At 73.2% G+C, this 24,166-nt stretch carries 18 protein-coding genes; 14 read left to right on the plus strand and 4 right to left on the minus strand.

The features are described 5' to 3' along the window. Nucleotides 1-15 precede the first annotated feature (15 nt). Together ABZS77_RS28450 and ABZS77_RS28455 are read right to left on the minus strand one after the other, a co-directional pair. A complete protein-coding gene (locus tag ABZS77_RS28450; RefSeq protein ID WP_354829114.1) occupies nt 16-1,350 on the minus strand; it encodes an HEXXH motif domain-containing protein in 1,335 nt (444 codons plus the stop codon). Beyond that, a complete protein-coding gene (locus ABZS77_RS28455) occupies nt 1,347-2,555 on the minus strand; it encodes an FxsB family cyclophane-forming radical SAM/SPASM peptide maturase (protein ID WP_354829117.1) in 1,209 nt (402 codons plus the stop codon). Before ABZS77_RS28455 ends, ABZS77_RS28450 begins: the two co-directional genes overlap by 4 nt. 269 nt (nt 2,556-2,824) lie before the next feature. On the opposite strand from ABZS77_RS28455, the gene fxsA reads away from it, so the two are divergent. From fxsA to ABZS77_RS28475, 4 genes are all read left to right on the plus strand, one after another. Then, nucleotides 2,825-3,004: an FxSxx-COOH cyclophane-containing RiPP peptide gene (fxsA, locus tag ABZS77_RS28460; RefSeq protein ID WP_354829120.1), complete on the plus strand. Its 180-nt coding sequence runs from the start codon at nt 2,825-2,827 to the stop codon at nt 3,002-3,004. A 60-nt stretch (nt 3,005-3,064) separates the two neighbouring features. Further along, complete coding sequence (gene fxsT, locus ABZS77_RS28465; protein WP_354829122.1) at nt 3,065-6,898, plus strand: FxSxx-COOH system tetratricopeptide repeat protein; 3,834 nt, start codon at nt 3,065-3,067, stop codon at nt 6,896-6,898. An 11-nt stretch (nt 6,899-6,909) separates the two neighbouring features. Beyond that, on the plus strand, nt 6,910-7,905 hold the full coding sequence (locus tag ABZS77_RS28470) for a hypothetical protein (protein ID WP_354829124.1): 996 nt from the start codon (nt 6,910-6,912) through the stop codon (nt 7,903-7,905). Nucleotides 7,906-8,004: 99 nt separating this feature from the next. Continuing rightward, the gene (locus ABZS77_RS28475) at nt 8,005-9,150 is read left to right on the plus strand and encodes a hypothetical protein (RefSeq protein WP_354829126.1); all 1,146 of its coding nucleotides are present in this window, start codon (nt 8,005-8,007) and stop codon (nt 9,148-9,150) included. On the opposite strand, the gene ABZS77_RS28480 is transcribed toward ABZS77_RS28475, so the two are convergent. Beyond that, entirely contained in the window at nt 9,133-11,262 is a 2,130-nt protein-coding gene (locus ABZS77_RS28480; RefSeq protein WP_354829129.1) for an AAA family ATPase, read from the minus strand. The two genes, ABZS77_RS28475 and ABZS77_RS28480, sit on opposite strands and share 18 nt — an antisense overlap. Nucleotides 11,263-11,532: 270 nt before the next feature. On the opposite strand from ABZS77_RS28480, the gene ABZS77_RS28485 reads away from it, so the two are divergent. From ABZS77_RS28485 to ABZS77_RS28525, 9 genes are all read left to right on the plus strand, one after another. Continuing rightward, nucleotides 11,533-13,431, plus strand: coding sequence for a RyR domain-containing protein (locus ABZS77_RS28485; protein WP_354829131.1), 1,899 nt, complete (start codon nt 11,533-11,535; stop codon nt 13,429-13,431). Continuing rightward, nucleotides 13,428-13,940 (plus strand): hypothetical protein, encoded by a 513-nt coding sequence (locus tag ABZS77_RS28490; protein WP_354829134.1) that lies wholly within the window; start codon nt 13,428-13,430, stop codon nt 13,938-13,940. The genes ABZS77_RS28485 and ABZS77_RS28490 overlap by 4 nt, the downstream gene beginning before the upstream one ends. A gap of 138 nt (nt 13,941-14,078) precedes the next feature. Further along, nucleotides 14,079-15,296 carry an MFS transporter gene (locus tag ABZS77_RS28495; protein WP_354829137.1) on the plus strand — a complete coding sequence of 406 codons (1,218 nt, stop codon included), beginning with the start codon at nt 14,079-14,081 and terminating at the stop codon, nt 15,294-15,296. A gap of 92 nt (nt 15,297-15,388) precedes the next feature. After that, a complete protein-coding gene (locus ABZS77_RS28500; protein ID WP_354829138.1) occupies nt 15,389-17,053 on the plus strand; it encodes an ABC transporter substrate-binding protein in 1,665 nt (554 codons plus the stop codon). Nucleotides 17,054-17,059: 6 nt separating this feature from the next. Continuing rightward, nucleotides 17,060-18,016 carry an ABC transporter permease gene (locus ABZS77_RS28505; protein WP_354829140.1) on the plus strand — a complete coding sequence of 319 codons (957 nt, stop codon included), beginning with the start codon at nt 17,060-17,062 and terminating at the stop codon, nt 18,014-18,016. Further along, nucleotides 18,013-18,900, plus strand: coding sequence for an ABC transporter permease (locus ABZS77_RS28510; protein ID WP_354829143.1), 888 nt, complete (start codon nt 18,013-18,015; stop codon nt 18,898-18,900). The genes ABZS77_RS28505 and ABZS77_RS28510 overlap by 4 nt, the downstream gene beginning before the upstream one ends. After that, on the plus strand, nt 18,897-19,919 hold the full coding sequence (locus ABZS77_RS28515; protein WP_354829146.1) for an ABC transporter ATP-binding protein: 1,023 nt from the start codon (nt 18,897-18,899) through the stop codon (nt 19,917-19,919). Before ABZS77_RS28510 ends, ABZS77_RS28515 begins: the two co-directional genes overlap by 4 nt. After that, nucleotides 19,916-20,917, plus strand: coding sequence for an oligopeptide/dipeptide ABC transporter ATP-binding protein (locus tag ABZS77_RS28520; protein WP_354829148.1), 1,002 nt, complete (start codon nt 19,916-19,918; stop codon nt 20,915-20,917). The genes ABZS77_RS28515 and ABZS77_RS28520 overlap by 4 nt, the downstream gene beginning before the upstream one ends. Next, the gene (locus ABZS77_RS28525) at nt 20,914-22,704 is read left to right on the plus strand and encodes a gamma-glutamyltransferase family protein (protein ID WP_354829151.1); all 1,791 of its coding nucleotides are present in this window, start codon (nt 20,914-20,916) and stop codon (nt 22,702-22,704) included. Before ABZS77_RS28520 ends, ABZS77_RS28525 begins: the two co-directional genes overlap by 4 nt. Here the strand turns inward: ABZS77_RS28525 and ABZS77_RS28530 are convergent. Further along, nucleotides 22,701-23,381, minus strand: a complete 681-nt coding sequence (locus tag ABZS77_RS28530; protein ID WP_354829153.1) for a GntR family transcriptional regulator — start codon at nt 23,379-23,381, stop codon at nt 22,701-22,703. The genes ABZS77_RS28525 and ABZS77_RS28530 overlap by 4 nt on opposite strands. 67 nt (nt 23,382-23,448) lie before the next feature. Between ABZS77_RS28530 and ABZS77_RS28535 the strand changes: the two genes are divergently transcribed. Further along, the gene (locus ABZS77_RS28535) at nt 23,449-24,165 is read left to right on the plus strand and encodes a YoaK family protein (RefSeq protein ID WP_354829156.1); all 717 of its coding nucleotides are present in this window, start codon (nt 23,449-23,451) and stop codon (nt 24,163-24,165) included. The last annotated feature ends 1 nt before the right edge of the window (nt 24,166 follow it).

A 24,166-nucleotide genomic window follows, 5' to 3' on the forward strand; every position in this document is an offset into this window, starting at 1 on the left:
CGGCAAGCCTCGCTGTCACGACGGTCGTGCCCCGGCCCGCTCCCGGTCCCAGTGGGCGCGGTGCGCGGCGAGCAGCCGCCCGGCGTCGGCCGCCGCGTCGGGGGCCACGGCTTCCCGCGCCCACCTGTCGACGACGGGTGTCATGCCGTCGACGAGGCGTCGGCCGACGGGGGTCAGGCGTGGCTGCGCGGCCAGCACCCGCAGGGTCTGTCCGACGGCGCGGGTCCACCTGACGAACTCGACCCCGGCGTGGTGGCGGGCCGCCCGGTCGTGGTCGACGAGCCGTTGGCGACGCCAGAAACCGGCCACCCCCAGGTGCGCGTACGCGCCGTGCAGGAGGCCTTCGAGCGGCCGGGGATCGGGCCGCCACGGCGCGTAGAACGACTCGGCCGGGCCGGGCTCCACAAGCGGGAACAGGTCGGTCAGCGCGGCCAGCTTCAGGTGTTGGACCTCGTGGGCGAGGGTGACCGCCGCGGAGCGGGAGTCCGGTGGGAGGGACATCGCCACCGCGCCGAAGCCGTGGTGCAGCGTGCCGCTGCGGACCCCGGCCCGGGGTGGGCTGAGCGGCGCCAGCGCGCGCAGCGCCACCGACACCTCCTCGGCGACCGTCCGGTGCTCGTCGACGAGCAGCCGCCACGCCCCGCGCAGTCGGTGCTGCCAGCGGCCTGGGTCGCGGACGGAACCGGCGATCGGATGGGCGCCGGTCCCGACCGCCAGCGGCACGTGCCGCCACGTGCCGGTGTCCAGCAGCAGCCGCAGAGCGAGCCCACCATGGCTGGCCCGCAGCTCCGGGTAGGGCCGCCAGCGGTGCTCGGGCGTGTGGTCGTACCCGATCTCGATCCGCTCCCCGGCGCAGCGCACCTCCGCGCGCCCGTCGGCGCAGCGCACGCGGGCGCGGGTCGCCGTGCGGTCGACCCGCAGGGTGCCCAGGCCGGGCAGGTCCAGCCGGCCCGGCGTGGCCGGGTCGAGGGGCACGTCCAGGTCGGCGTCCGCGCGGGCCCGCACGGCCGCGGCGGCGGCGACCGCCGCGAGCAGACCGGGGTACGCCCCGGCGGGTTCGCCCCGGCTCAGCAGCGACGCGGTGCCGAAGGCCCAGGCCGCCACCGGCGGGTGGCCCCACGCCGCCTGGCGCTGGCTCCGGTCGAGGTCACCCACCAGCCGGTACGCCGCCTCGACGGCCGCCCGGTCCGGATGGTCCACCCGGTGGGTGAGGACGACGAGCGCCCGGATCAGGAGCAGGTTCTTGCTATGCTGGGTGGAGCGCAGCAGGTCGACGGCGGCCGGCCCGCCTCCGCCCGTGGCGAGGGCGTCGAGGACGGCCCGGGGCAGCCGGTGCCCGACCGGTGTCATCGGGGCACCGCCCGCAGTGCCGTCACGTCCCGGCGCAGGGCGCCGCGGATGTGGCCGATGAGCCGGTACAGGTCGGCGCAGTACACCGACGGGTTGTCGAAGCCGTTGTCGGCGCGCCACCGGTGCGTGTACAGGCCGCCACCGCAGATCCGGTGCAGGTCGCAGCCCCGGCACCGCGCGCAGAGCCCGGCCACCCCGGCCTGCTGGGCCCGGACGCCGGGCTGCTCCAGGGCGGCGTCGAAGGTGTCCCGGTCGACGTGCAGGCCGGTGCGTCCGGCGCCGGCGTGGGCGGCGCCGAGCGTGTCGTCCATCTCGATGGCCCCGTCGGTCTCCACGACCGCCACCGCGACCGGGCTGAGCCCCACGCCGGCCAGGCGGGACGACCCGCCGAGCAGAAGCTGGATGATCTCGTCGAAGAGCCGGACCCGGGTCGGTTGCCCGCCGTCGGCGTACCACTCGTCGAAGACGGCGCACAGCCAGTCCGCGTACGGGGCCTGCCGCAGGTCGGCGGTGCGACCGGCGGGTGGCGTCGACCAGGTGCCGTGCGGCAGCAGGAAATCCACCACCGGCGGGCGGTGGGCCAGCAGGCTGCGGTAGGTGGCGACCGGATCGTTGCGCAGGTCGACGGTGCACAGCAGGCCGTTGAACAACCGCCGGTACGACCCGGTCAGCCGGTGCAGGGCGGCCTCGACGCGCGCGTGGCTGCCGCGACCGTCCGGCCCCCGCCGGTGCCGGTCGTGCGCCGCGCGGTCGCCGTCGAGGCTCACGCTGACCCCCACGTCGAGCCGGTCGAACAGACGCAGGAACGAGTCGTCCAGGCGGAGGCCGTTGGTCTGCACGGTCATCCGCGCGGGCACCGGGGCGGCGCCGTGCCGCAGCAGTTCGACGGCGCGTTCGACGTCCGCCACCCCGGCCAGCAGCGGCTCGCCGCCGTGCAGGACGACGCTCACCCGGCCCAGCCGGTGCCGGCGGGCGTGTTCGCCGATGCGCTCACCGGTGCGTGCCAGGGTCGCCGCCGACATCGTCCGGGGCCGGGAACGCCAGCGCTGGTCGGCCATCGTGTACACGTAGCAGTGGTCGCAGGCCAGGTCGCAGCGGCTGTGCAGCTTCACCACGAACTGGCAGAACGCGGCGGTGGGCCCCGGTGGCGCGGAGCGGGCCGCCGTGCCGGGTGCCGGCCGGTGGCCGCCAACGGGTCCGGGCATCAGACGCTCCGCCGTCCTGTCGGTCGCCGGTCGGGCCACCTACCAGAGTGGAGCATACATCGACAGGCGACGTTCCGGGTGCCGCCGCTGACCGGCCGGCGCCGGGCTGGACCCGTCGTACCTGGTCCGGCCGCCGTCCGGGTGTCCGCCGGGGAGGCGGCGCACGGTTATCATGAGCACACTCAGCGAATTTGGCCACCGGTCAATGTCTGGCCCGGCGGTGGGCCGGCCGGGGCGCGGCGCGACACGAGGACAGGCGGTGGTCGGGGATGGACACCGGAGAGGACGACCTCCGCTCGGAGTTGATCGACCTGACCGACCTGGACCGTGCCGAACTGGACGCCCTCCCCGGCGGTGTCCTCGTCGCCGCCCTGGCGCGGCTCGACCGCCGTGCCGCCGCCGGTGACCAGTACGCAGGCTTCGAGAGCGCCCTCGATGGCGACGACTGACCCCACGGGCGCCGCGGTGACGCCGGCGACCCGCACCACCGCCCGGGCCGGGGGAGACCGATGAACATCAGCAGGGATGGGACACCGGGGGTCGCCACGATCGTCTCGTTCGTGTCACCCGCCGACGACACCGGCCGTAGCAGCGCGGTGGCGAACGTCGCCTGGATCCTCGCCGGCAACGGCAGGAAGGTGCTCGCCGTCGACTGGTGCCCCAAGACCCCCCGGGTGTACGACTTCCTGCGTCCGGTCCAGGTGGACGCCGCCGCGGCGGCCCGGACGCTCGGCGACGACCTCGCCGCCGTGCTCACCCCCGCCCCGGACACCCCGCCGGTGCCGTCCTCGACGGTGATCGCGTCGGTCGCGCCCGAGCAGGGCACCATCTACCGGTACGCGGTGTCCGGCTCGACCGCCACGTTCGACATGGTCGGTCTCGGCGCCGCCACCGACGGGCTGCCGACCGGGGAGGCCGCCCGGATCCGCCAACTGCTGCAACAGGCCGACTACGACTACGTCCTCATCGACGCCCCGGTGGACCTGAGCGCGCCAGGGATCACCCACAGCGCGGTGCTCAGCGACGTCGCGGTGGTGTGCATGGCACCCCGTCGGTTGTCCGTGCAGCACGCGGCGGGGCTCGCCAAGGAGTTGCAGCAACGGGCCATCGGCGGGATCCGGGTGCTCGCGGCGCCGACCCTGCACGAGGTCCCCGATCCCGGGCACGGCGGGTCCCGGGACTACGTCCGACAGGCCTTCGCCTGGCTGCTGGAGGAGTCGGCGGGTGACGCCGACGGCCCCGCGCCGACGGGGATCGTGGAGGTGCCGGCGCACAACTACGACACCTTCGAGGACGTGCTGTCCGTCCTCGGAGACGACCCGCACGACCCGAACAGTCCGCTCGCCGCGTACGAGCGGATCACGGAGTGGATCACCGGGGGCGAGGTGACCCGGGCGGCGCCCGTGCCGGACACGATCCGGGGGCACTACCGGCGCGCCGTGCTCCTGGAACAGGCGGACAACCTCGGCGACATCGCTGTGGCGTACGACCCGGTCGACCGGCCCTGGGCGGACTGGATCGGCGGGCTGTTGCGCCGCGCCGGAATCCGGCCCCACCTGCGGCCGGTGCGTCGCGGCGGGCAGTCCGACCTCGCGGCGGACGCCATCGTGCTGGCGGTCCTCTCGCCCAGCCTCGCGGAGGCGGCCGGGCCGGACCTGGCCGGGCTGCGTACGGGTTCCGCCGAGGTGTCGGCGGAGGTGCTCGGCGTGCTGGTGGCCGGGGAGGAGTGGCGGGAACTGTCCGGCCCCGAGCGGGTCGTCGACCTGCGCGGGGCCGACGCGGTCCGGGCGCAGTCGCTGCTGCTGAGCCAGCTCGGCCTGATCGCTCCCGCGCATCCCGCCGGCGGCCAGCGCAACGTGCCACGTTTCCCGGCGGACCCGGACCGGCGGGTGCGCTTCAACGTGCCGGCCCGCAACCCGTCGTTCGTCGGCCGCGACGGCTACCTGGAGTGGTTGCGCGACCATCTCACAAGCGAGAACGGCCCGGTGACGCTCACCGGCGGGGCCGGGGTCGGCAAGAGCGAGCTGGCCCGCGAGTACGCCCACCGGTTCGCCTACGACTACGACGTGGTCTGGTGGATCCCCGCACAGGACCGGGAGACGGTGCAGACCGGGCTCGGCGCGCTCGCCGACGAGATCAAGGCGGTGGACAGCACCGGGGCGGCCGAGGCGGCGCTGAAGGCGCTCTCGGCCGGCGACGGCGCCTTCCAGCGCTGGCTGCTGATCTACGACAACGCCGACGACGCCGAGGTGCTGACCGGCCTGTGGCCGCACGAGGGCGCCGGACACGTCCTGATCACCTCCCGGGACGACGGCTCGTCCGGCCTGCCCTCCCCGCAGGAGGTCGCCGCCCTGACCGGCGACGAGAGCGTGGCGATGCTGCGCCGGGTCCTCGGCATCAGCACCGAGGACGCCCGGTCGATCGCGGTGGCGCTGGAGCACCTGCCGCTGGCCCTGCGCCTGGCGACGGCGTGGATGCGCCAACGCGCCCTGGTGCTCGGGCTCGGCGGGGTGCCTGCCCTGGAGGCGGTGGGCCAGAGCGTCCGGGAGCTGCTGACCGCGCTGGAACGGCAGTCCGACGAGGACCTCGGGGAGAGCATCCCCGGCTCGCACACGTCAAGCGTGGCCCGGGTCCTGCGGATCACGCTGGAGGCGCTGCGCGCCACCCCCTTCGGGGACCTGGCCATCCGGCTGGCCGAACTGAGCGCCTTCCTCTCCCCGGAGGGCATCGGGCTGCCGCTGCTGCGGTCCACCTCGATGCTGACCCAACTCGCCGCGGCATCCGGCAGGGACGCGGACGAGCTGCTGCTCGACGCCGGCGAGGTGGACCTCGTCCTCACCGTCGGCGCGCGCTTCGCGCTCTACGACGTCGACTGGGGGCGCGGGTCGGCGCTGCGTATGCACCGGGCCATCCAGGTGCTGCTGCGGGGGGCCGTACCGGAGCCGGAGCGGTGCGAGCGGCACCGGCAGGTCCTGCGGGGCCTCGCCGGCTACGCACCGACCGATCCGGAGGCCGACGACGGCCGCTACGCCGACGTCTTCGCCGAGTTGCAGCAGCACCTCGTCCCCTCCGGCGCCCTGGAGTCCGACGACCGGCGGGTCCGGCACTGGGTCGTCAAGCAGATCCGTCACCTGTACCTGTCGAACGACAGCGACGTCTGGCGTTCGGCGCTGCTGCTGGCCTCGGCGACCTGTGAGCGGTGGGACCGCGGCGACGAGGTCGACCAGTTGACGATGCGTCTGTTCGTCCAGACCGCGAACCTGCACCGGGCGCTGGGCAACCACCAGACGGCGTTGCGGCTCGACGAGCGGGTGCTCAGCGAGCAGCGCCGCCGCTACGGTCTACGCCACTTCCGTACCCTGGTCGCCGGCCGCGGTCGCGGCGGTGACCTGCGCGGCCTCGGTCGATTCGAGGACGCCCTGGTCGAGGACCAGGCCACCTTCGAGGGCTTCCGTGGCCTGGTCGGCGACGATCACCCGAACACCCGGATGGCGGTGAACAATCTCGGCATCTCGTTCCTGCTCAACGGCGACGCGCCGGAGGCGCTGCGGCTGGCCCGCCAGGAACGGGACCGCCGGATGCTGCTGTTCGGTCCCGAGGACCCGCGGACCTGGCGGGCGTCGTGCCAGGTCGGCACGTGCGAGCGGGAGGTCGGCGAGTACGACCGATCGCTTGCCACCCTGCGCGAGGCGCTCGCCCGCATCCACGAGCTGCCCACCGGCAGCCTCCTGGACGAGCTGCGGGTCAACCGCAGTCTCGCCGTCACCGAGCGCCGCCTCGGCCTGATCATCCCGGCGAAGAAGCGCAGCGCCGAGACGTACAGCGGATATGTCAAGAACCTGGGCGAGGACCACCCGCTGACCCGGGGCAGCCTGCTCAGCCTGGCGGCCGACTACTACCGGGCCGGCGACGCCGTGATCGCCGTGAAGAGCGCCATGCGCTGCCTGCGCGGCTACGAACGCAAACTGGCGGCGGGGCACCCCCTCACCGCGGTCTGCTCGGTCAACCTGGGCCTGTTCCAGCGCGGTCTGGGGGAGTACGACCAGGCCGTCTCGTACGGCGAGCGCGGCCTGCGTTCGCTGCGGGCGACGCTCGGCGACGCCCACCCGTGGACGGTGGCGGCGGCGACCGCCCAGGCCGGGCACCTGGCCGCCCGCGGTGACCTGGACACCGCGCTGTCGACGCAGGAGGACGCGCACGGGACCGCCCTGGGTTACCTCGGCCGTGCCCACCCGGTCACCCGGGACGCCGCCGCCAACCTCGCGGCGATTCGCGCGGTACACGACGGGACACCGGGCGCCGCCGCCCTGACCGACGCCGACATCGACGTGCCGCACAGCTGAGGAGTGACCAGGTGACGGATCCGGAGCTGCACGACGCCCTGGTCGAGGAGACGGCCGAGCAGGACGTCCCGGGCTTCCTCAAGAAGCGGGACCTCTGCCGGGGTCTGCTGCTCAGCGGCTGCGGCGTCTACCACGTCGCCCACTACACCAGCGGGGTGCTCGACTTCGCGTTGGACCTGCTCGCCCACCCGTCGGCCCCCTCGTCGGACGAGACGGACCCGGCACAACGCCGCGAGGCGTACCGTCGGGTCGGGGCGCAACTGGTCTACCGGGTCAGCGAGCTGCACCGCCGGCTGGGGGAGTTGCACACCGGCGCGCTGATCCGGACGATCGTGCAGACCCGCACGGGTCTCGTCTTCTGCAACTCGGTGGTCGGCAACGAACACATCGTGGGCTTCGCCGCCGTACCCGGGGCGGACGCCGACGCGGTGGCCGATCCGGATCGGGTCAGCGCCGTCGACCGGGCCGCCGCGCACCTCGCCACCGACCTGCGCCGGCTGCTGCGGCAGCGGTCGCAGAACCCGGGCGGCTGGGAGGCGGACACCGACGGTGCGGCGACATCGCCCGGCACGGCGGGGGAGGAGTTCCGGCCGTACCGCAGCGGGGCACCGACGCCGGACGGGACGCTCGCGGCGCTGCGCCCGCAGGGCCTGCATTACCTGAGCCACCACCGGATGGGCGATCAGCAGTGGGCCGTGGACATCCTCGACCACCCCGACCTGGAGCCGTTCTTCAACCGGGGCATCACGGTGGCCGACCGGCGGGACCGCTACCAGCGCCTCGCCGGTGACCTGTCGCTGCTGGCCCTTCAGGTAGGTCGGGACCTGCGTCGGGCCGTCGCCGGCTACGTCACCCGACTGGTGCTCGACGTGGAGATGGGGGCTGTCTACTACTACCGGCTCTCCCCGGACGACTACCTGGTCGGTGTCACCCTCGACCAGGACTGGGTCGCCCGCGCCGACGACGAGTTGGCGGCGGTGGCGCGACGGTTCACCGTGCCGGCCTGACCTGTCGCGAGGATCCGCGTGGTTCGTGATTGAGGTGGTTGGCCTGCGCCGATATCATCACCTCGGATCAACCAGGTTCGACGCGTCGGTTGGGTGGCCGTGACCGTACTGGCGAAATCGTCGGCCGTGGTCGCCGCCGCGCTGGCCGGGTTGGCCGTGGCCTGGGCCGGCGACGTGGACGGGCTCGAACGCGCCCCCACCTATCTGCTGCTCGCCTCGGTCCTGCTGGCGGTGGGCCTGGTCGGCAGCACCCGCGACATCAGCCTCGCCGAGGTGCGTGCCCACCTGGGCACCGTGCTGCTGGCCGTCACTGTCGGTGTGGTCGCCAAGGCCGCGCTCATCGCCGGGGTGATGGTGCTGGTCTTCCGCGACCCCGCGTTCCTGGTCCTCGGGGTGGCCGTCGCCCAGATCGACCCGCTCGCGGTGGCCGCCATGAGCCGTCCCGACCGCACCTCCGCGCGGGCCCGTTCCATCCTCTCCATCTGGGCGTCCTTCGACGACCCGATCACCGTGCTGCTCACCGTCTACGTCTCCGCGTTCGCCCTGGACCTCGGCGACGGTGACGGCGGCGCGCTCGCCGGCGCGATCAGCGACCGGCCCCTGGACCTGCTGCTCGACCTGCTCGCCAACGTGGCCTTCGCGGCGGGCGCCTGGCTGCTGTGGCGGCTGCTGCGTACGGCGGGCCTCCGCGAGGACGCATCCCGCCCCCGACTCCGTACGGCGCTGAACTGGCTGGCGGTGGCGCTGCTGATCGCGCTGGTCCTCACCGCCGCCTGGCAGTTCCTCATGCTCGGCCTGGCGGTCGCCGGGCTGTTCTTCCGCCCCCGGCTCGGCCCCGTCGTCGGCCGGTCCACCCAGGCGGCGTACCTGGTCGCCACCTTCCTGCTCGGACTGCTGCTGGTGAACGGCGTCGACGTGGTGCCGGGTGTGGTGCTCGGGCTGGCGGCGGTGGCGGCGCAACTGGTGGTGTCGGTGCCGATCACCCGGGGCCTGCCCGCGACCGACCGCCGCTACCTCGCCTGGGGGCAGCAGAACGGCATCACCGCGGTGATCCTCGCCCTCGTCCTGGAACGGGACTTCCCCGGCACCGTGGGGATCGTGGCGACGGCAATCGTGGTCATCAACGTCATCCACGCCCTGGCCACGGCGGTGCTCGACCGGCGCTGGCCCGCTGGCCCGGAGGATGCCGCACCCCGGCCGGACGCCGACCCGACCCCGCTCGGCGCCTCAGCCGGCCAGCAGTAGCTGCCGGACCCGGCCGCCCAGCCCGTCGAAGACCGACCGCGCCTGTGACCAGGTGCGCGAACGGTCGACCTGGTCCGCGCCGTCCTCGCCACCGGCGCCGGCGGCGGCCAACCCGCTCAGGGTGTCCAACTGGAACAGCGGCAGGTACTCGGCGATCCCGTCGTACGTCTCGCAGAGCAGATCCAACCGTTCCCGGTCCGTCGGTTGGGGATCGGCGCGGTGGGTGTCGTACCACTGCTCCACGCCCTCCCGGAAGGCCTCGATGAGGCGGCGCAGGACCACCGACGTGCCGACCGCCCGCTGGACGTCCCGCGAACGCAGCAGCGACCGCAGGGCGTGCCCGCCGTCCGCGCCGCCGACGGTCGCCACCCGGTGCGGAGCGAACGCGTCCCGCAGCCGGCGCTCGAAGCCGGCGAGCTGGTCGAGGGCGTCGATCGCCTCGACGAACACCCGGGCGACCCGCCCCGGCAGCGGCGACGTCACCCCGGTCACCGCCGGGTGCCGCTCCGCCGGACCGGTGGGATCCTGACGCAACCCGCCCCGGATCTCGTCGAGCTGGTACGACAGGTGCTCGATGGAGCGTTGGGTGTTGCTCTGCTGGCGGTGGATCCGTTCGACGCGCTGGCGTACCGAGGTGAGCGCGTCCGCGCCGACCGCCTGCTCCAGCCGGCGCATCAGGGCCTTGACGCTGCCCGACAGGTCCTCGGCGAACGACTGCGGGTCGTGCACGATGGGCTCGACGCTGAACGTGCCGGCGAGTTCCGTGGCGAACTCCGCGGGCAGGTGGCCGACGACGACGAGGATCACCTCGCTGTCCGGGACGGCCGCCCGGATGGCGACGACCCGCCGGTGCAGGTCGTCGACCTCCTCGGCCTTGAGGACCGACTCGCTGAGCAGCACGCAGCAGCCGGCGTTGCGTTCCTCCAGGGGTATCCAGAAGTCGACAGGCAGGTCGCGCATCGACCCGAGGAGATGGTCCCGCTGGTACGACCAGCCGTCCTGGGTGAGCACCCGCCGCACGTCGGCGGCGACGTCCTGCCGGCTGGCCAGGTCGAACTGGACCCGGACGACCTCGCGGACCATGACGTGGGTGACGGGTGTGCCGGCCTGGGCGGCGCGCTGGAACAGGTGGTAGCAGAGCCGGATCACCCGCCGGGGCACCCCGTCGGCGAGGTTGGCCAGGTATTCGGTGGTCTCCACGGTGAACGGCGCGAGCCGGGCCTGACCGAACGCCCGGAGCTGGGTCTGCCGGACGAACGTGCGTACGTCCTCGCCGGTGAGCGCGGACATCCGGACGATCGGCCCGATCCGCTGGCGTACCTCGGTGCTGAGCAGGTGCAGCATGTCGGGCAGCCCGGCGATCACCAGGAGGGCGCCGGCGGAGGTGAACACGCCGAGCAGCCGTTGCAGGCGGGCCATCGTCTCCGGGCCGGGCCGGCCACCCGAGGTGAGGATCTTGTCGAGCTCGTCGAGGACCAGCACGAAGCGGTCGTGCCGTCGACCGTGCAGCAGAGCCAGGACGCCCATCGCCTCGACGGCTGTCGCCTCCACGTCGGTGCTCGGGGTCACGCCGGCGGCGACCAGCGCCGGACCCGGCGGGTGACCCGACAGCCAGTCCCAGGCGGCGGCCTCGGTGCCCGGGTCGAGCAGCATCGCCAACGCGGTGCCGAACGCCGGGTCGGTGGTGACCTCCGCGAGATCCGCCCGCAGCTGTCGGACCAGCTGATCGACCGGCAGGTCGGGCGGGTAGCCGGCCAACAGCTCACGCACCGCGTCCCGGGTCAGCCGGGTCAGGAACCGGCGGTGCAGGGACAGGAAGGTGTCACCCGGCGCGTCCAGGTAGATGCCACGCCCGGCGGCTCCGGCGACCCGTCGGGTGTGGGCCAGCAGCTCGACCGCGAGGTGGGTCTTGCCGGAGCCGTAGTCACCGACGAGGGCGATCACGGCGCCGTCACCGGTGCGCAGGTAGTCGTCGAGCTGGTCGGTCGCGTCGCGGACGGCGGCGGTGACCACCGTGCTCCCGCCGGCGCCCTGCTCGGTCACCCGGGCCACGGCCGTCGGGGAGAAGGGATTGACCGGGCCTGCCGCCGGTGGACCTTCGACTGCGTCCATCTCCGTGATCCTCCGGTAGCTCCGGCCTGGGCGCCAGGTGTCGGGGACCCGAGGCCGACCCCGTTCCTGCGCCCCTCCGGCCCGTCTCGCAATCGTAACCCTCGGTGCCCAGTCAGGAGGCCCGGTACGCATCTGCCGACTGCGGCATCCACCTGCGAAAAGAGCCGATCAGCCGGGGTGCCGATGGGCCGGTCGGATCGACTGCGTCGAATACGATGCGAGGTGGCCCGGTCCCCGCGGGTCGCGGCGTCGCGGACGAGGAGTTGGTCGATGACGGGTCCGGTCCCCGGCGCGTACCGCCCGGCCGGGAGGGCACTGCGGATGGTCTTCGGGGTCATCGGCCTGCTCGCACTGGTACTCGGTTACGTCGGCTTCGACCAGCTGCTGCGCGCCGAGCCGGGTGGCGGCTACGACCTGTACGACGTGGTCTACTACGACGTCCAGCTCTTCGTGCTCGGCGCGGAGCCGTTGCAGGATCCCGGGCCGTACCCGTGGCAGTTGCAGGTCGCCCGTTTCGCGGCCCCGCTGTTCACCCTCCTCGCCGTGGTGGAGGCCAGCCGGTTGCTGCTGGCCGCCGAGATCCGCCGGCTGCGTGCCCGCCGGGCCCGTGGGCACGCCGTGGTGTGCGGCGACTCCCAGTTCGCCCACATGCTCGCCGACCGGCTCTTCGGCGAGGGCGAACGGGTGGTCGTCGTGCGTGCCGAGCCGTTCGGGCCGCTGGAGTTTCGCCGACGCCGCTACCTGGGGGTCACCGGTGACCCGACGAGCCCCGAGGTGCTGCGCGGCGCCGGTCTGCCGTACGCCCACACGGTCTACGCGTGCACGGACGACGACGACCGCAACCACGCGATCGCCAACGCGGCGAGCCGGTTGATCCAGGACCGGCGGCAACCGGCCCGGGTGTACGTGCAGGTCCACGATCCGGAGATGTGCCTGTCGTTGCAGGCCCGACGGTTGGGCGCGGCCGGTTCGAGCCGGCTGCGCCTGGACTACTTCCACGTCGACGACGTCGCCGCCCGGGCCCTGCACCGGCACCACCCCCTGCCCAGCCCGGCGGGTCGACCGGTCCGGATCCTCATCGCCGGACGGGGCAGCTTCCGCCGCGCCGCGCTGGTGGCGAGCGCCCGGCACTGGCAGCTGCGCCAGGCCGAGGCGCCGCCCGGTCGGCCCGTGCCGCCGCTGCGCGTCGACCTGGTGGCGCCGGACGCCAACGCCGAACTCGAGCTGGCGACCGCACGGCACCCCTTCCTGCCCGCCGCCTGCCAGGTCCGGGCGTACGACCTGGACCTCGACGGTCTGGTCGGCTCGGGGATGTTGCGCCGTGGCTACGACCGGCTCTACGTCTGCGCGCTGGACGAACGCAACGGCCTCCAGCTGGCGTTGGACACGCCGGCGCTGTGGCAACGGGCGGAGAGCACCGTCTTCGTACCCGTGTACCGGCAGGCGGCGCTCGCCGCCGCGTTCCACGGCGACCGGCGGCACGACCTGCTCGACGAGGTGCACGGCCGGCTCCAGCTCTACCCGGTGCTGACCCGGGCCTGCGACGCCCAACTGATCGCCGAGGATCTCACCGAACGGCTGGCCCGGCAGATCCACGACAAGTACCTCCAGTCGCAGGTGCGGGCCGGGGTGCGCCGGGGTTCCGCGCCCGCCATGGTGGACTGGGCGGGGCTTCCCGAGTCGCTGCGCCGGGCCAACCGCGCCCACGTGCAGGACATCGCCGCCAAGCTGTTGAGCCTCGGCTGTGTGGTGGCGCCCCGGCACGGTCCGACCGCCGGCACGGCCGACCCGGGTGCCGGGCAGGCCATCGACGACCGGATCGACGAGCTGGCCCGGTCGGAACACGAGCGGTGGTGTCGGGAACGGCGGGGGGAGGGCTGGGTGTACGGCGAGCCACGCGACGACGTCCGCCGCCGGCACCCCGCGCTGCGGCCGTGGGACGAGCTGCCGCCGGACGTCCAGGAGATGAACCGCAACGAGATCCGCGCGCTGCCGGAGGTGTTGTCCGACGCCGGCTTCGAGATGATCCGGCTGACCGCCGAGACTACCGAGATCGCCGAGACCGCCGCCGAGCCGAGCGGTCCGCCAGGGCCGCCCCGGCAGGCCGGCGCGCCGGGTGCGTCCCCGCGCGCTCCGGGAGGCGCGTCGGGGGAGATGATCGGCGGATGACGCTGGACCCTCGGCCGGTCCGGGTGGGCATCACCGGGCACATCAACCTGACTCCCGCCACCGAACGGCTCGTGTACGACGCGCTGCGTACCGAGCTGCACCGGATCAGCGAACGGCCGGTGCGGGGTGTCACCTGCCTGGCCGCGGGGGCGGACCAGGTCTTCGCGCGGGCGGTGGTGGCCACCGGCGGCGTGTACGAGGTGGTCCTGCCGGCGCCGGACTACCGGGAGCGGGCGATCCCGATGGCCGTTCGGCCCGCCTTCGACGAGTTGCTGGGCGGGGCGGTCGAGGTCGTCCACACGGGATTCGAGCACTCCGGCACGGCGGCGTACGTGGCCGCGAACCGGGAGCTGCTGCGCCGGGTGCACCGGCTGGTGGCGGTCTGGGACGGGGAGCGGGGCTGCCACGAGGCGGCGACCGACCGTACGGTCGGCTGGGCGCGCCAGCGTGACATCCCGACCACCGTCGTGTGGCCGCCCGGGGCGCGCCGGACGGCCACGGGGGGCTGAGCGCGCCACCGTCGCCTTCGCCGGGAGCCCGCCGCGCCACCTGATGAGGGTGTTTGGGGCCGTTACCGCACCTGGACCGGCGGCCACGACCCATGCTGCCAGGGGGACAGGAACCGCGACGGCCCGGAGGGACCGACCATGCCCAGGGCCAGTGACGCCGACGGCGGCCGGACCGGGGTCCCTTCCACGTCGGGCGCGGTACGTGTCGCGTTCGCCTTCTGGATCACGCTCGTGGGCACCACGGTGCCGACCCCGCTCTACCCGCTCTACGAGAGGCAGTTCGGCTTCTCGTCGTTGACGGTGACGGTGGTCTACGCCCTCTACGCGCTGGGCGTGGTCGTCGGGTTGCTGGTCTTCGGTCGGCTCTCCGACCAGATCGGCCGTCGTCCGGTCATCCTGGCCGCGCTCGTCCTGTCCGTGGCCGCTGACGCCGTCTTCCTCTTCGCGGTCGACCTCGCGATGATCATCGTGGGTCGGGTGCTCGCCGGCCTCTCCGCCGCGCTTGTCATCGGAGCGGCGACCGCGGCCCTGACCGAGCTGATCGATTCCCGGCACCCGAAGCGTGCCGCCACCGTCTCGATCTTCGCGAATCTGGGCGGTCTCGCCGCCGGCACGCTGCTGGCCGGAGTCGTGTCGGACGTGGCACCCGACCCGCTGCGGCTGCCGTGGGCCATCGTGCTGATCCTGGCGGTGCTCGCGATCGTCGCGTTGCGGGGTGTGCCGGAGACGGTGCGGGAGCGTTCGCCGGTGACGGTACGGGTGCAGCGGCTGTCCGTACCGGCGGACATTCGCGGTGACTTCGTCAGGTCGGCGGTCACCGGCGGTGCGGGCTTCGCGGCGCTCGGCGTGCTCACGTCGGTGACCGGGCTGTTCCTCGGGATGGTCCTGCACGAGACCTCGCACACGCTTGCCGCGCTCGTGGTCTTCCTGGCCTTCATCGGGGCGGCCTTCGGTCAGCTCCTGACCCGCGTGCTGTCGTCGCGTGCCGCGCTGGCGTGCGCCTGCGTCGGCCTGATCGTGGGGGCCGGTCTGCTCGGGTTCAGCATGTGGATGGCGGTGTTGGCGACGTTGATGGTCAGCGCGGCGCTCACCGGGGTCGCCGCCGGGGTGGCGGTCGGCGACGGCGTCGCGACGATCACGATGAGGGTCGCGCCGCAGCACCAGGCCGAGACGGTGTCGACCTTCTTCGCCATCCTGTTCGCCCTGCTCGGCGTGCCCGCCGTCGGGGTGGGACTGCTGATCCAGACGACCGGTCTGCGTCCCGCTGGCGAGATCTTCAGCGCGGTGGTGGCGGTGCTCGCGCTCGGCGTCCTGCTCAGCCTGATCCGGGGCGGCCGGACCCGGTCCGGGGGCTGATCGCGGGGTGGGTCGGTCGGGGGCGCGGAGGTCTTGCGGCGGTCATCGTATACAACATACGCTCCCCGAATCGCCCACTCGAGGAGCTCTCCATGACGAACCTCTCCGTCAGCGAAACGAGCCGTCTACTCCGGGCCGCGGTGGCGGTCCTGGCCGCCGCCTGCACGGTCGTCGCCTGCTCACCGGTGTCGGAGGGCGGGGGTGGCAACGGGTCAGGCGAGAACCAGTCGGCCGGCCAGGACTCCTTCGGCGCGCCGGCCGACCCCGCCGCCGTCAAGCAGGGCGGGAAGCTGCTCATCGCCCTCTCCGCCGAGCCCGACGCGCTGGACCCGACACTGTCGCGCAGCCTCTACTCCCGCTACGTCTTCCAGGCCATGTGCCAGAAGCTCTACGACGTGAACGAGCAGGCCCAGGTCGTACCCCAGCTCGCGACCGCGCTGCCCACGACGAGCGGTGACGGCCGGACGGTCACCATCTCGCTGCGTCAGGGCGTGCGCTTCGCGGACGGGACCCCGTTCGACTCCGCCGCGGTCAAGGCCACCCTCCAGCGCCACCTGACCAACGCCCGGTCGGCGCGCAAGAGCGAACTCGGTCCCATCGACGGCATCGACACCCCCGACGCGCAGACCGTCGTCCTCCGGCTCAAGCAGCCTTTCGCGCCCCTGCTTGGCGCCCTCGCCGACCGCGCCGGCATGATCATGAGTGCCAGGGCGCTGCAGAGTCTCGGCGACGACTTCGCCTCGGCGCCGGTCTGCGTCGGCCCCTTCAAGTTCGCCAAGCGGGTCCCGCAGAACTCCATCGACGTGGTGCGGGACCCGAACTACTACGAGGCCGACAAGGTCCACCTCGACGCCATCTCGTGGCGGATCCTCAGCGACGCCAGCATCCGCGCGGCCAACCTGCGCTCCGGCGACGCGCAGGTCGCCGACAGCGTCTCCACCCAGGACGTCGCCGCCCTGCGGCAGGACTCCTCGGTCTCCGTGCTGCAGTCGCAGTCCCTCGGCTACCAGGGCCTCACCATCAACATCGGCAACGTGGACGGGGTCGGCACCGCGCCCAAGCCGATCAACCGCCCCCTCGCGCAGAACGCCAAGGTCCGGCAGGCCTTCGAGCACGCCATCGACCGCAAGGCCCTGGTCGACGCCGTCTTCAACGGCGTGCACACCGCGGCCTGCTCGCCGATCTCGCCCGCCAGCCCGTTCTCGTCGCCCGAGGCGCAGAACTGCCCGGCGCACGACCCCGCCAAGGCCAAGCAACTGCTCACCGAGGCGGGTGTGCAGACGCCGTACACGATCACGATGCTCGCGTCGAACACGCCCGACACGTTGCGCCTCGCGCAGGCCCTCCAGTCCATGCTCAAGGACGGGGGATTCGATCTGAAGATCAACCCGGTGGAGTACTCGTCCCTCCTCGACGAGCAGGACCGCGGCAACTTCGAGCTGCTGCAACTCGGCTGGAGCGGGCGGATCGACCCGGACGCCAACATCACCAACTTCGTCGGCACCGGCGCGAGCCAGAACGTCGCCGGCTACAGCAACCCCCAGCTCGACGCCCTGCTGACCCAGGCCCGCCAGTCCGGCGACATCGAGGAGCGCAAGAAGCTGTACGGGCAGGCGGTCACGCTGCTCCAGCAGGACGACGCGCTCGTCTACCTCTACCGGCAGCGGAACCTCACCGCCGTCAGCAAGCAGATCCAGGGGCTGCAGGTCTTCCCGGACGGCGTGATCCGCGCGGCCTTCGCCGGCTTCACCAAGTAGGTCGCCGTGGCCCGTTACCTGCTCACCCGCGCCTGGCAGTCGGCGCTGACCCTGCTCCTGTCGACGATCGTGGTGTTCGTCGGTGTACGGGCGCTCCCCGGTGACCCGGCCCTCGCCCTGGCGGGTGAGGACCGGTCGCCGGAGGCGCTCGACGCCATCCGCCGGCACTACGGCCTGGACCAGCCCCTGCCGGTGCAGTTCGCGCAGTACGTGGAACGCGTGGCACAGGGCGACTTCGGCGTGTCGATCCGGACCGGCACACCGGTCTCGTCGATGCTCACCACCGCCCTGCCGGTGACCGTCGAGCTGTCCGTCCTGGCGATCGCCATCGCCTCGCTGCTGGGCGTCGGCGCCGGGGTCCTCGCGGCGGTCCGCCGTGGCCGCCCGGCGGAATGGCTCGCCAACGCGCTCGCCCTGATCGGCCTGTCGGTGCCGCACTTCTGGCTGGGGCTGCTCGCGATCCTCTACCTGTCGGTGGCGACCGGCCTGTTCCCCGCCTCCGGGTTCGTGCCGTTGCTGGAGGACCCGCTCGACAACCTGCACCACATCGTCCTGCCGGCGGTGATCCTCGGCACCGGCCTGGCCGCCATCATCATGCGGCAGACCCGCTCGGCGATGCTCGACTCGCTCTCCTCCGACTACGTCCGCACGGCGAAGGCGAAGGGCCTGCGTCCCCGTGCCGTCGTCACCAGGCACGCGCTGCGCAACAGCCTCATCGTGGTGGTGACAGTGGTGGGTCTCCAACTCGGAGGACTGATCTCGGGCGCGGTCGTCACCGAGCAGATCTTCGGCCTGCCGGGCTTCGGCAAGATGACCATCGACGCGGTGTTCCAGCGCGACTATCCGGTGATCCAGGCCGTCGTCCTGCTCACCGCGACCGCCTACATCGTGATCAATTTCTTCGTGGACCTGCTCTACTCGGTCATCGACCCCCGCATCCGGGTGACGGGAGATCCGGCATGACCGTCCTCACCGTACCGATGGCCGAGACCGACGCGGTCAGCATCACCCGCCGGACCCGCGTGCTGCGACGGTTGCGCCGCAACCCGCTCGCGGTCGTGAGTTTCGTCGTCCTCGCGCTCGCGGCCGCCGTCGCGCTGCTGTCGCCGTGGCTCGCCCCCTACTCCGTCGACCAGACCGACTTCGCCCGCACCTTCGCGCCCCCCGGCACCTCCGGTCACCTGCTCGGCACCGACGACCTGGGGCGCGACGTCCTGTCCCGGATCATGCTCGGCGCACGTGCCTCGTTGCAGGTGGGGCTCCTGGCGGTGGCCACCTCACTTGTCATCGGCGTACCCCTCGGGCTGGCCGCCGGCTACTTCCGGGCCTGGGACGCGGTGATCTCGCGCTTCACCGACCTGCTCCTCGCGTTTCCGTTCCTGATCATGGCGGTGGGCCTGGCGGCCATCCGGGGCGCCAGCCTCGGCAACGCCGCCGTGGCCATCGGCATCGCCCAGATCCCCGGCGTGATCCGGGTGGTGCGGTCGGACACACTGCGCCTCAAGTCGCTCGACTTCGTCGCGGCGGCCGTCGTGGACGGCGCCAGTGACCTGTGGGTGCTCGCCCGGCACATCCTGCCCAACGCGACGTCGGTGATCCTCGTGCAGGCCACTGTCGCGATCCCGGCGGCGATCCTCGGCGAGGCGGTGCTCTCCTTCCTCGGCCTCGGCATCCAGCCTCCGGCCCCCAGCCTTGGCACCATGCTCGCCACCGCCCAGCAGTTCGCCGCCCGCGCACCCTGGGCCGCCGTCCTGCCCGGTGTCGTGATCATGGGGTTGGCGCTGGCGTTCAACGTCTTCGGCGATGCCCTGCGCGACGCCCTCGACCCCAAGGGAGACCGGCGATGACCACGGCCCCCGCGAGCACCGCCACGACGGTCCTGGAGATGCGCGACCTGTCCGTCTCGTTCCCCACCGAGACCGGCACCGTCTCGGCGGTCGACGGGGTCACCCTGGACCTTGCGGCCGGGGAGATCGTCGGGATGGTGGGCGAGTCGGGCTGCGGAAAGAGCGTCACCGGCATGAGCATCGCCGGTCTGCTCCCGGGCAGCGCCCGGGTCACCGGCTCGGTACGCCTCAACGGCACCGAACTGGTCGGCGCCCGCGAGTCCGCCCTCCGACGGGTACGCGGCCGGGAGATCGCGTACATCTTCCAGGAGCCGATGACGTCGCTGAACCCGGTGCTCACCGTGGGCCGGCAGATCGGCGAGGTGCTCCAGGTGCACGAGCGGGTGTCGCGGCGGGCCGCCCGCGCCCGCGCCGTGGACCTGCTGACCCTCGTCGGCATCCCGTCCGCGGCGCACCGCGTCGACGCGTACCCCCACCAACTGTCCGGGGGCATGCGCCAACGCGTGATGATCGCGATGGCGGTCGCCTGCGGCCCGAAGGTGCTGGTGGCCGACGAACCGACCACCGCGCTCGACGTCACCGTCCAGGCCGGCATCCTCCAGGTCCTACGGGACCTGCGCGACAGGCTCGGCACCAGCATCCTGATCATCACGCACGACCTCGGCGTGATCGCCGACATCGCCGACCGGGTCGTGGTCATGTACGCCGGTCGCGTGGTGGAACGGGCACCGGTCACCGACCTGTTCGCGCACCCGTACCACCACTACACGGCCGGACTCCTGTCGGCGTCGCCGAAGCCGGGACGCCACGCCGGCACCGCGCGGCTGGCGGAGATCCCCGGTCTGGTGCCGGTCCTGTCGCGCCAGCCGGACGCGTGCACGTTCGCCGACCGCTGCCCGGCCGCCGACGCGCGGTGCCGGGACTCCGCGCCGCCACTCGGGGTGGCGGGAGGCGGAACCGACCACCTCGCGGCGTGCTGGCATCCGTGCCCACCGCAACCCCGGGAGGCGAACCGATGACGTCCCGACCGAACGCCCTGGAGATCCAGGACCTGGTGATGCACTTCGGCCCGGTCCGCGCCGTGGACGGGGTGTCCCTGACCATCGCCGCCGGCCGGGTCACGGCCCTGGTGGGCGAGAGCGGCTCGGGCAAGTCGACAGTCGGGCGGTGCGTCGTACGACTCGTCGAGCCGACGGCGGGCGTGGTCCGGATCGCCGGCACGGACGTCACCCACCTCTCCCGACGGCAGCTGCGCGCGCACCGCGACGCGGTGTCGATCGTCTTTCAGGACCCGGCCGCCTCCCTGGACCCGCGCATGCTCGTGGGTGAGATCGTGGCCGAGCCGCTGCGGCTGGGCGGCCGGCGCGTCCCACGCCGCGAGCGCGAGGCCCGCATCGCTCCCCAGCTCGAACGGGTGGGCCTGCGCGCCGAGGTGGCACGGCGTTACCCCCACGAGCTGTCCGGCGGGCAGCGCCAGCGGGTCAGCATCGCGCGGGCCCTGGTCTCCGAGCCGATGCTGCTCATCGCCGACGAACCCACGAGCGCGCTCGACGTGTCGGTGCAGGCGTCCGTGCTCAACCTCCTGGCCGACCTGCAACGCGACATCGGCTTCGCCTGCCTGTTCATCACCCACGACCTGTCCGCCGTCGAGTACCTGGCCGACGACATCGCCGTCATCTACCTGGGCCAGCTCGTCGAGAAGGGCTCCCGCGAGCGGATCTTCGCCCGGCCCGCCCACCCCTACACGCAGGCGCTGCTGGCGGCCGCGCCGGTGGCCGACCCGGTACGCCAGCGCCAGCGCCAGCCGGTGCTGCTCGGCGACGACCTGCCGTCCGCGCTCGACCCGCCGTCCGGTTGCCGCTTCCGGACCCGGTGCCCGCTCGCGTTCGACAGGTGCGCGACCGAGGTGCCGCCGCAGGTGCCGATCGGGGACGGTATGGCAGCCTGCCACCTGGTCCGGCCGGACGGCACCGGCCCCGACGTCCGCACCGCAGATCCGAGTGAGGTGTTGTCATGACGTTCACCACCAGACCGACGTTGCAGGGCACGTTCGGCATGGTGTCCTCGACGCACTGGCTGGCCAGCCAGTCGGCCATGGGCATCCTCGAACGCGGGGGCAACGCCTTCGACGCGGCGGTCACCGCCGGGTTCGTCCTGCACGTGGTCGAGCCCCACCTCAACGGGCCGGGCGGCGAGGTGCCGGCCATCGTGGCGACCGCGCAGGACCCGACGCCGAAGGTGCTGTGCGGGCAGGGGCCGGCGCCTGCGGGCGCCACCATCGCGCACTTCCGGTCCCTCGGGATGGACCTCATCCCGGGCGCCGGGCCGCTCGCGGCGGCCGTGCCCGGGGCCGTGGACGCCTGGCTCCTGCTGCTGCGCGAGCACGGCACGCTGTCGCTCGCCGAGGTGCTGGAGCCGGCGATCGGCTACGCCGCCGCCGGCCACCCGCTGGTGGGCAGGGTCGGCGACACGGTGGCGGCCGTGCGGTCGCTGTTCGAGGAACACTGGCCCACGTCCGCCCAGCTCTGGCTGCGCCACGGCCGTCCGCCGGCCGCGGGGGAGATGGTCACCAACCCGGCGTACGCGGACACCCTGCGCCGGCTCGTCGAGGCGGCACAGGCGGCCGGTCCCGACCGGGAGGCGCAGATCGAGGCCGCCCGTGGCGCCTGGAGCACGGGTTTCGTCGCCGACGCGATCGACAGGTTCAGTCGGCGGCCGTTCCAGGACTCCAGTGGAAGCCCGCACGCCGGCCTGGTCACCGGCGACGACCTGGCCGCGTACTCGGCGACGTGGGAGGCGCCCACCACCCTGGACTGGCACGGCTACTCGGTGGCGAAGACCGGCTTCTGGGGGCAGGGCCCGGTGCTGCTGGAGACGCTGTCGGTCCTCGACGCGCTCGACGACCCGGGCGCGTACGACCCGGCGACCGCAGCCGGCATCCACGCCCAGGTCGAGGCGCTCAAGCTCGCCTTCGCCGACCGGGAGGCCTGGTACGGCGACGGCGCCGACGTGCCCGCCAAGGCGCTGCTGTCGCGGGAGTACGCGCGGGAGCGGGCCGCCCTGATCGGTGACCGGGCGTCGGCCGAGCTGCGGCCGGGGCGTCCCGACGGGACACAGCCGCGTCTGCCGGCCCACGTCCAGCCCGGTGCCGCCCGGCGTACCGACCCGACGGACGCGACGACGGGGGAGCCGACCGTGCAGTCCGACGGGGTGACCCGTGGCGACACCTGCCACGTGGACGTGGTCGACCGCTGGGGCAACATGATCTCCGCTACCCCCAGTGGCGGCTGGTTGCAGAGTTCGCCGACCATCCCCGACCTCGGCTTTCCGCTGGGCAGCCGGTTGCAGATGTTCTGGTTGGAGGAGGGGCTGGCCTCGTCGTTGGCCCCCGGCCGTCGGCCGCGTACGACGCTGAGCCCGACGATGGTGCACCGCGACGGGGAGCCGGTGCTGGCCTGCGGGACACCCGGTGGCGACCAGCAGGACCAGTGGCAGGTGCCGTTCCTGCTGCGGCACCTCGTCGGCGGCCAGTCCCTCCAGGAGGCGATCGACGCGCCCGCGTGGCACACGCTCAGCCTGCCGGGGTCGTTCTACCCGCGGGACATGGAGCCCGGCGTCCTGGTGGTGGAGGACCGATTCGGCGACGACGTGCTGGCCGCGCTGTGGACGTACGGGCACGAGGTGCGGGTCACCGACGGCTGGAGCCTCGGTCGGCTGTGCGCGGTGAGCCGCGACCCGGCGACGGGTGTGCTCTCCGCCGGTGCGAACCCCCGGGGGATGCAGGGCTACGCGTGCGGGCGTTAGCGGACGCCGTACCCGCCCTCGGCGTTCTCGTACGCCGCCGTGGAGGCCGCGTCGAGGTGGGCCAGCGCGGCCCGTTCGGCGCGGTCGCCGTCGCCTGACTCGATGGCGTCGACCAGCTGGATGTGCTCGGCCCACGAGTGCGGCGCGCGTTGCTCGGCGCCCAGCCGGAAGACCCACTGGACATGGAGGTACAGCGACTTGGCGATCGACGACAGCCAGGGGTTTCCGCTGATCTGGAGGATGCGCAGGTGCAGGGCGCTGTTCAGTTCGGCGACCCGGGGGAGGTCCTGGCGCTCGGTGGCCTCGCGGCCCTGGTCGAGCAGCGCGCGCAGGGCCGCGACGTCCGCCGCGCTGGCGCGTTCGGCGGCCAGCCGGGCGGCAAGCGTCTCCAGGCGCTCGCGGACGGCGAACATGTCCCCGATGGTGCCGCTACTGGGCGAGGCGACGACTGCGCCCCGGCGGGGGAGGATCACGACGAAGCCCTCGGCCTCCGCGACCCGCAGCGCCTCCCGGACGGGGTTGCGGGAGACGCCAAAGTCCTCCGCCAGCCGGTCCTCGGTCAGCCGTTCGCCGGGCAGGTAGTCGCCGTCGATGATGGCGGTCCGCAGCGCGGTGAGGACCTGGTCGCGTAGCGGCAGGTGCTGAGCGCCGAGCTTGTCCCGCAGGTCTTCAGCCACCTGGTCGCCTCTCCGTGAACTGTCCGGCAAAAGTGTATACGAAGAACAATTTTGGAGGACAGCGACAGTGTCGAGCACCGCGCCCCGCGTCACCCGTCCTCGTGTTCCCGCCCCCGACGACCCCCGTCTCCTGCGACGACGGCACGCCCTCGTCGTCCTGCTCACCTTCCTCACCGGCAGCGCCGACGCCGTCGGCTTCCTGGCCCTCGGCGGGGCCTTCTCCAGCGTGATGACCGGCAACATGGTCCTGCTCGGACTCTCCGCCGGCAGGGGCGACGCCGACCTCGCCCTGACCTCCGGGTGCGCGATCGTCAGCTTCATCGTCGGCGTACTGGCCGGCGCCCGCGTCGTGGGCTCGGCGCAGCCGGACGATCCCGTCTGGCCCCGGCGGGTCACCTGGGCACTCGTCCTGGAACTGCTGGTGTTCGTGGTGTTCCTCGTCGTCTGGGTGGCCAACCGTCCCGACCACGACGGCCACGTCGACCTCGCCCTGCTCATGCTGTCGGCGACGGCGCTCGGCGTGCAGAGCAGCGCCATCCAGCGCTTCGGCGTGCCGGGGCTGTCGTCCACGTACCTGACCGGCACCCTCACGAGCCTGATCGCCGGCGTCGCCGCGCGCAGCCCGTGGCACGGCCTGCGGCCCAAGGCTCAGGTGCTGCTGGCCCTGATGACCGGCGCGGCGGTCGGCGCCCTGGTGGCCCTGCACCTGCCGATGGCGGCGCCGGCACTGCTCATCGTGCCGCTCGTGGTCGTCATCGTCCTGTCCACCCGGATCCGGGCCTGAT

Origin of the sequence: Micromonospora sp. NPDC005298 (assembly GCF_040607375.1) — a bacterium.
In the GTDB taxonomy this organism is placed as follows: domain Bacteria; phylum Actinomycetota; class Actinomycetes; order Mycobacteriales; family Micromonosporaceae; genus Micromonospora.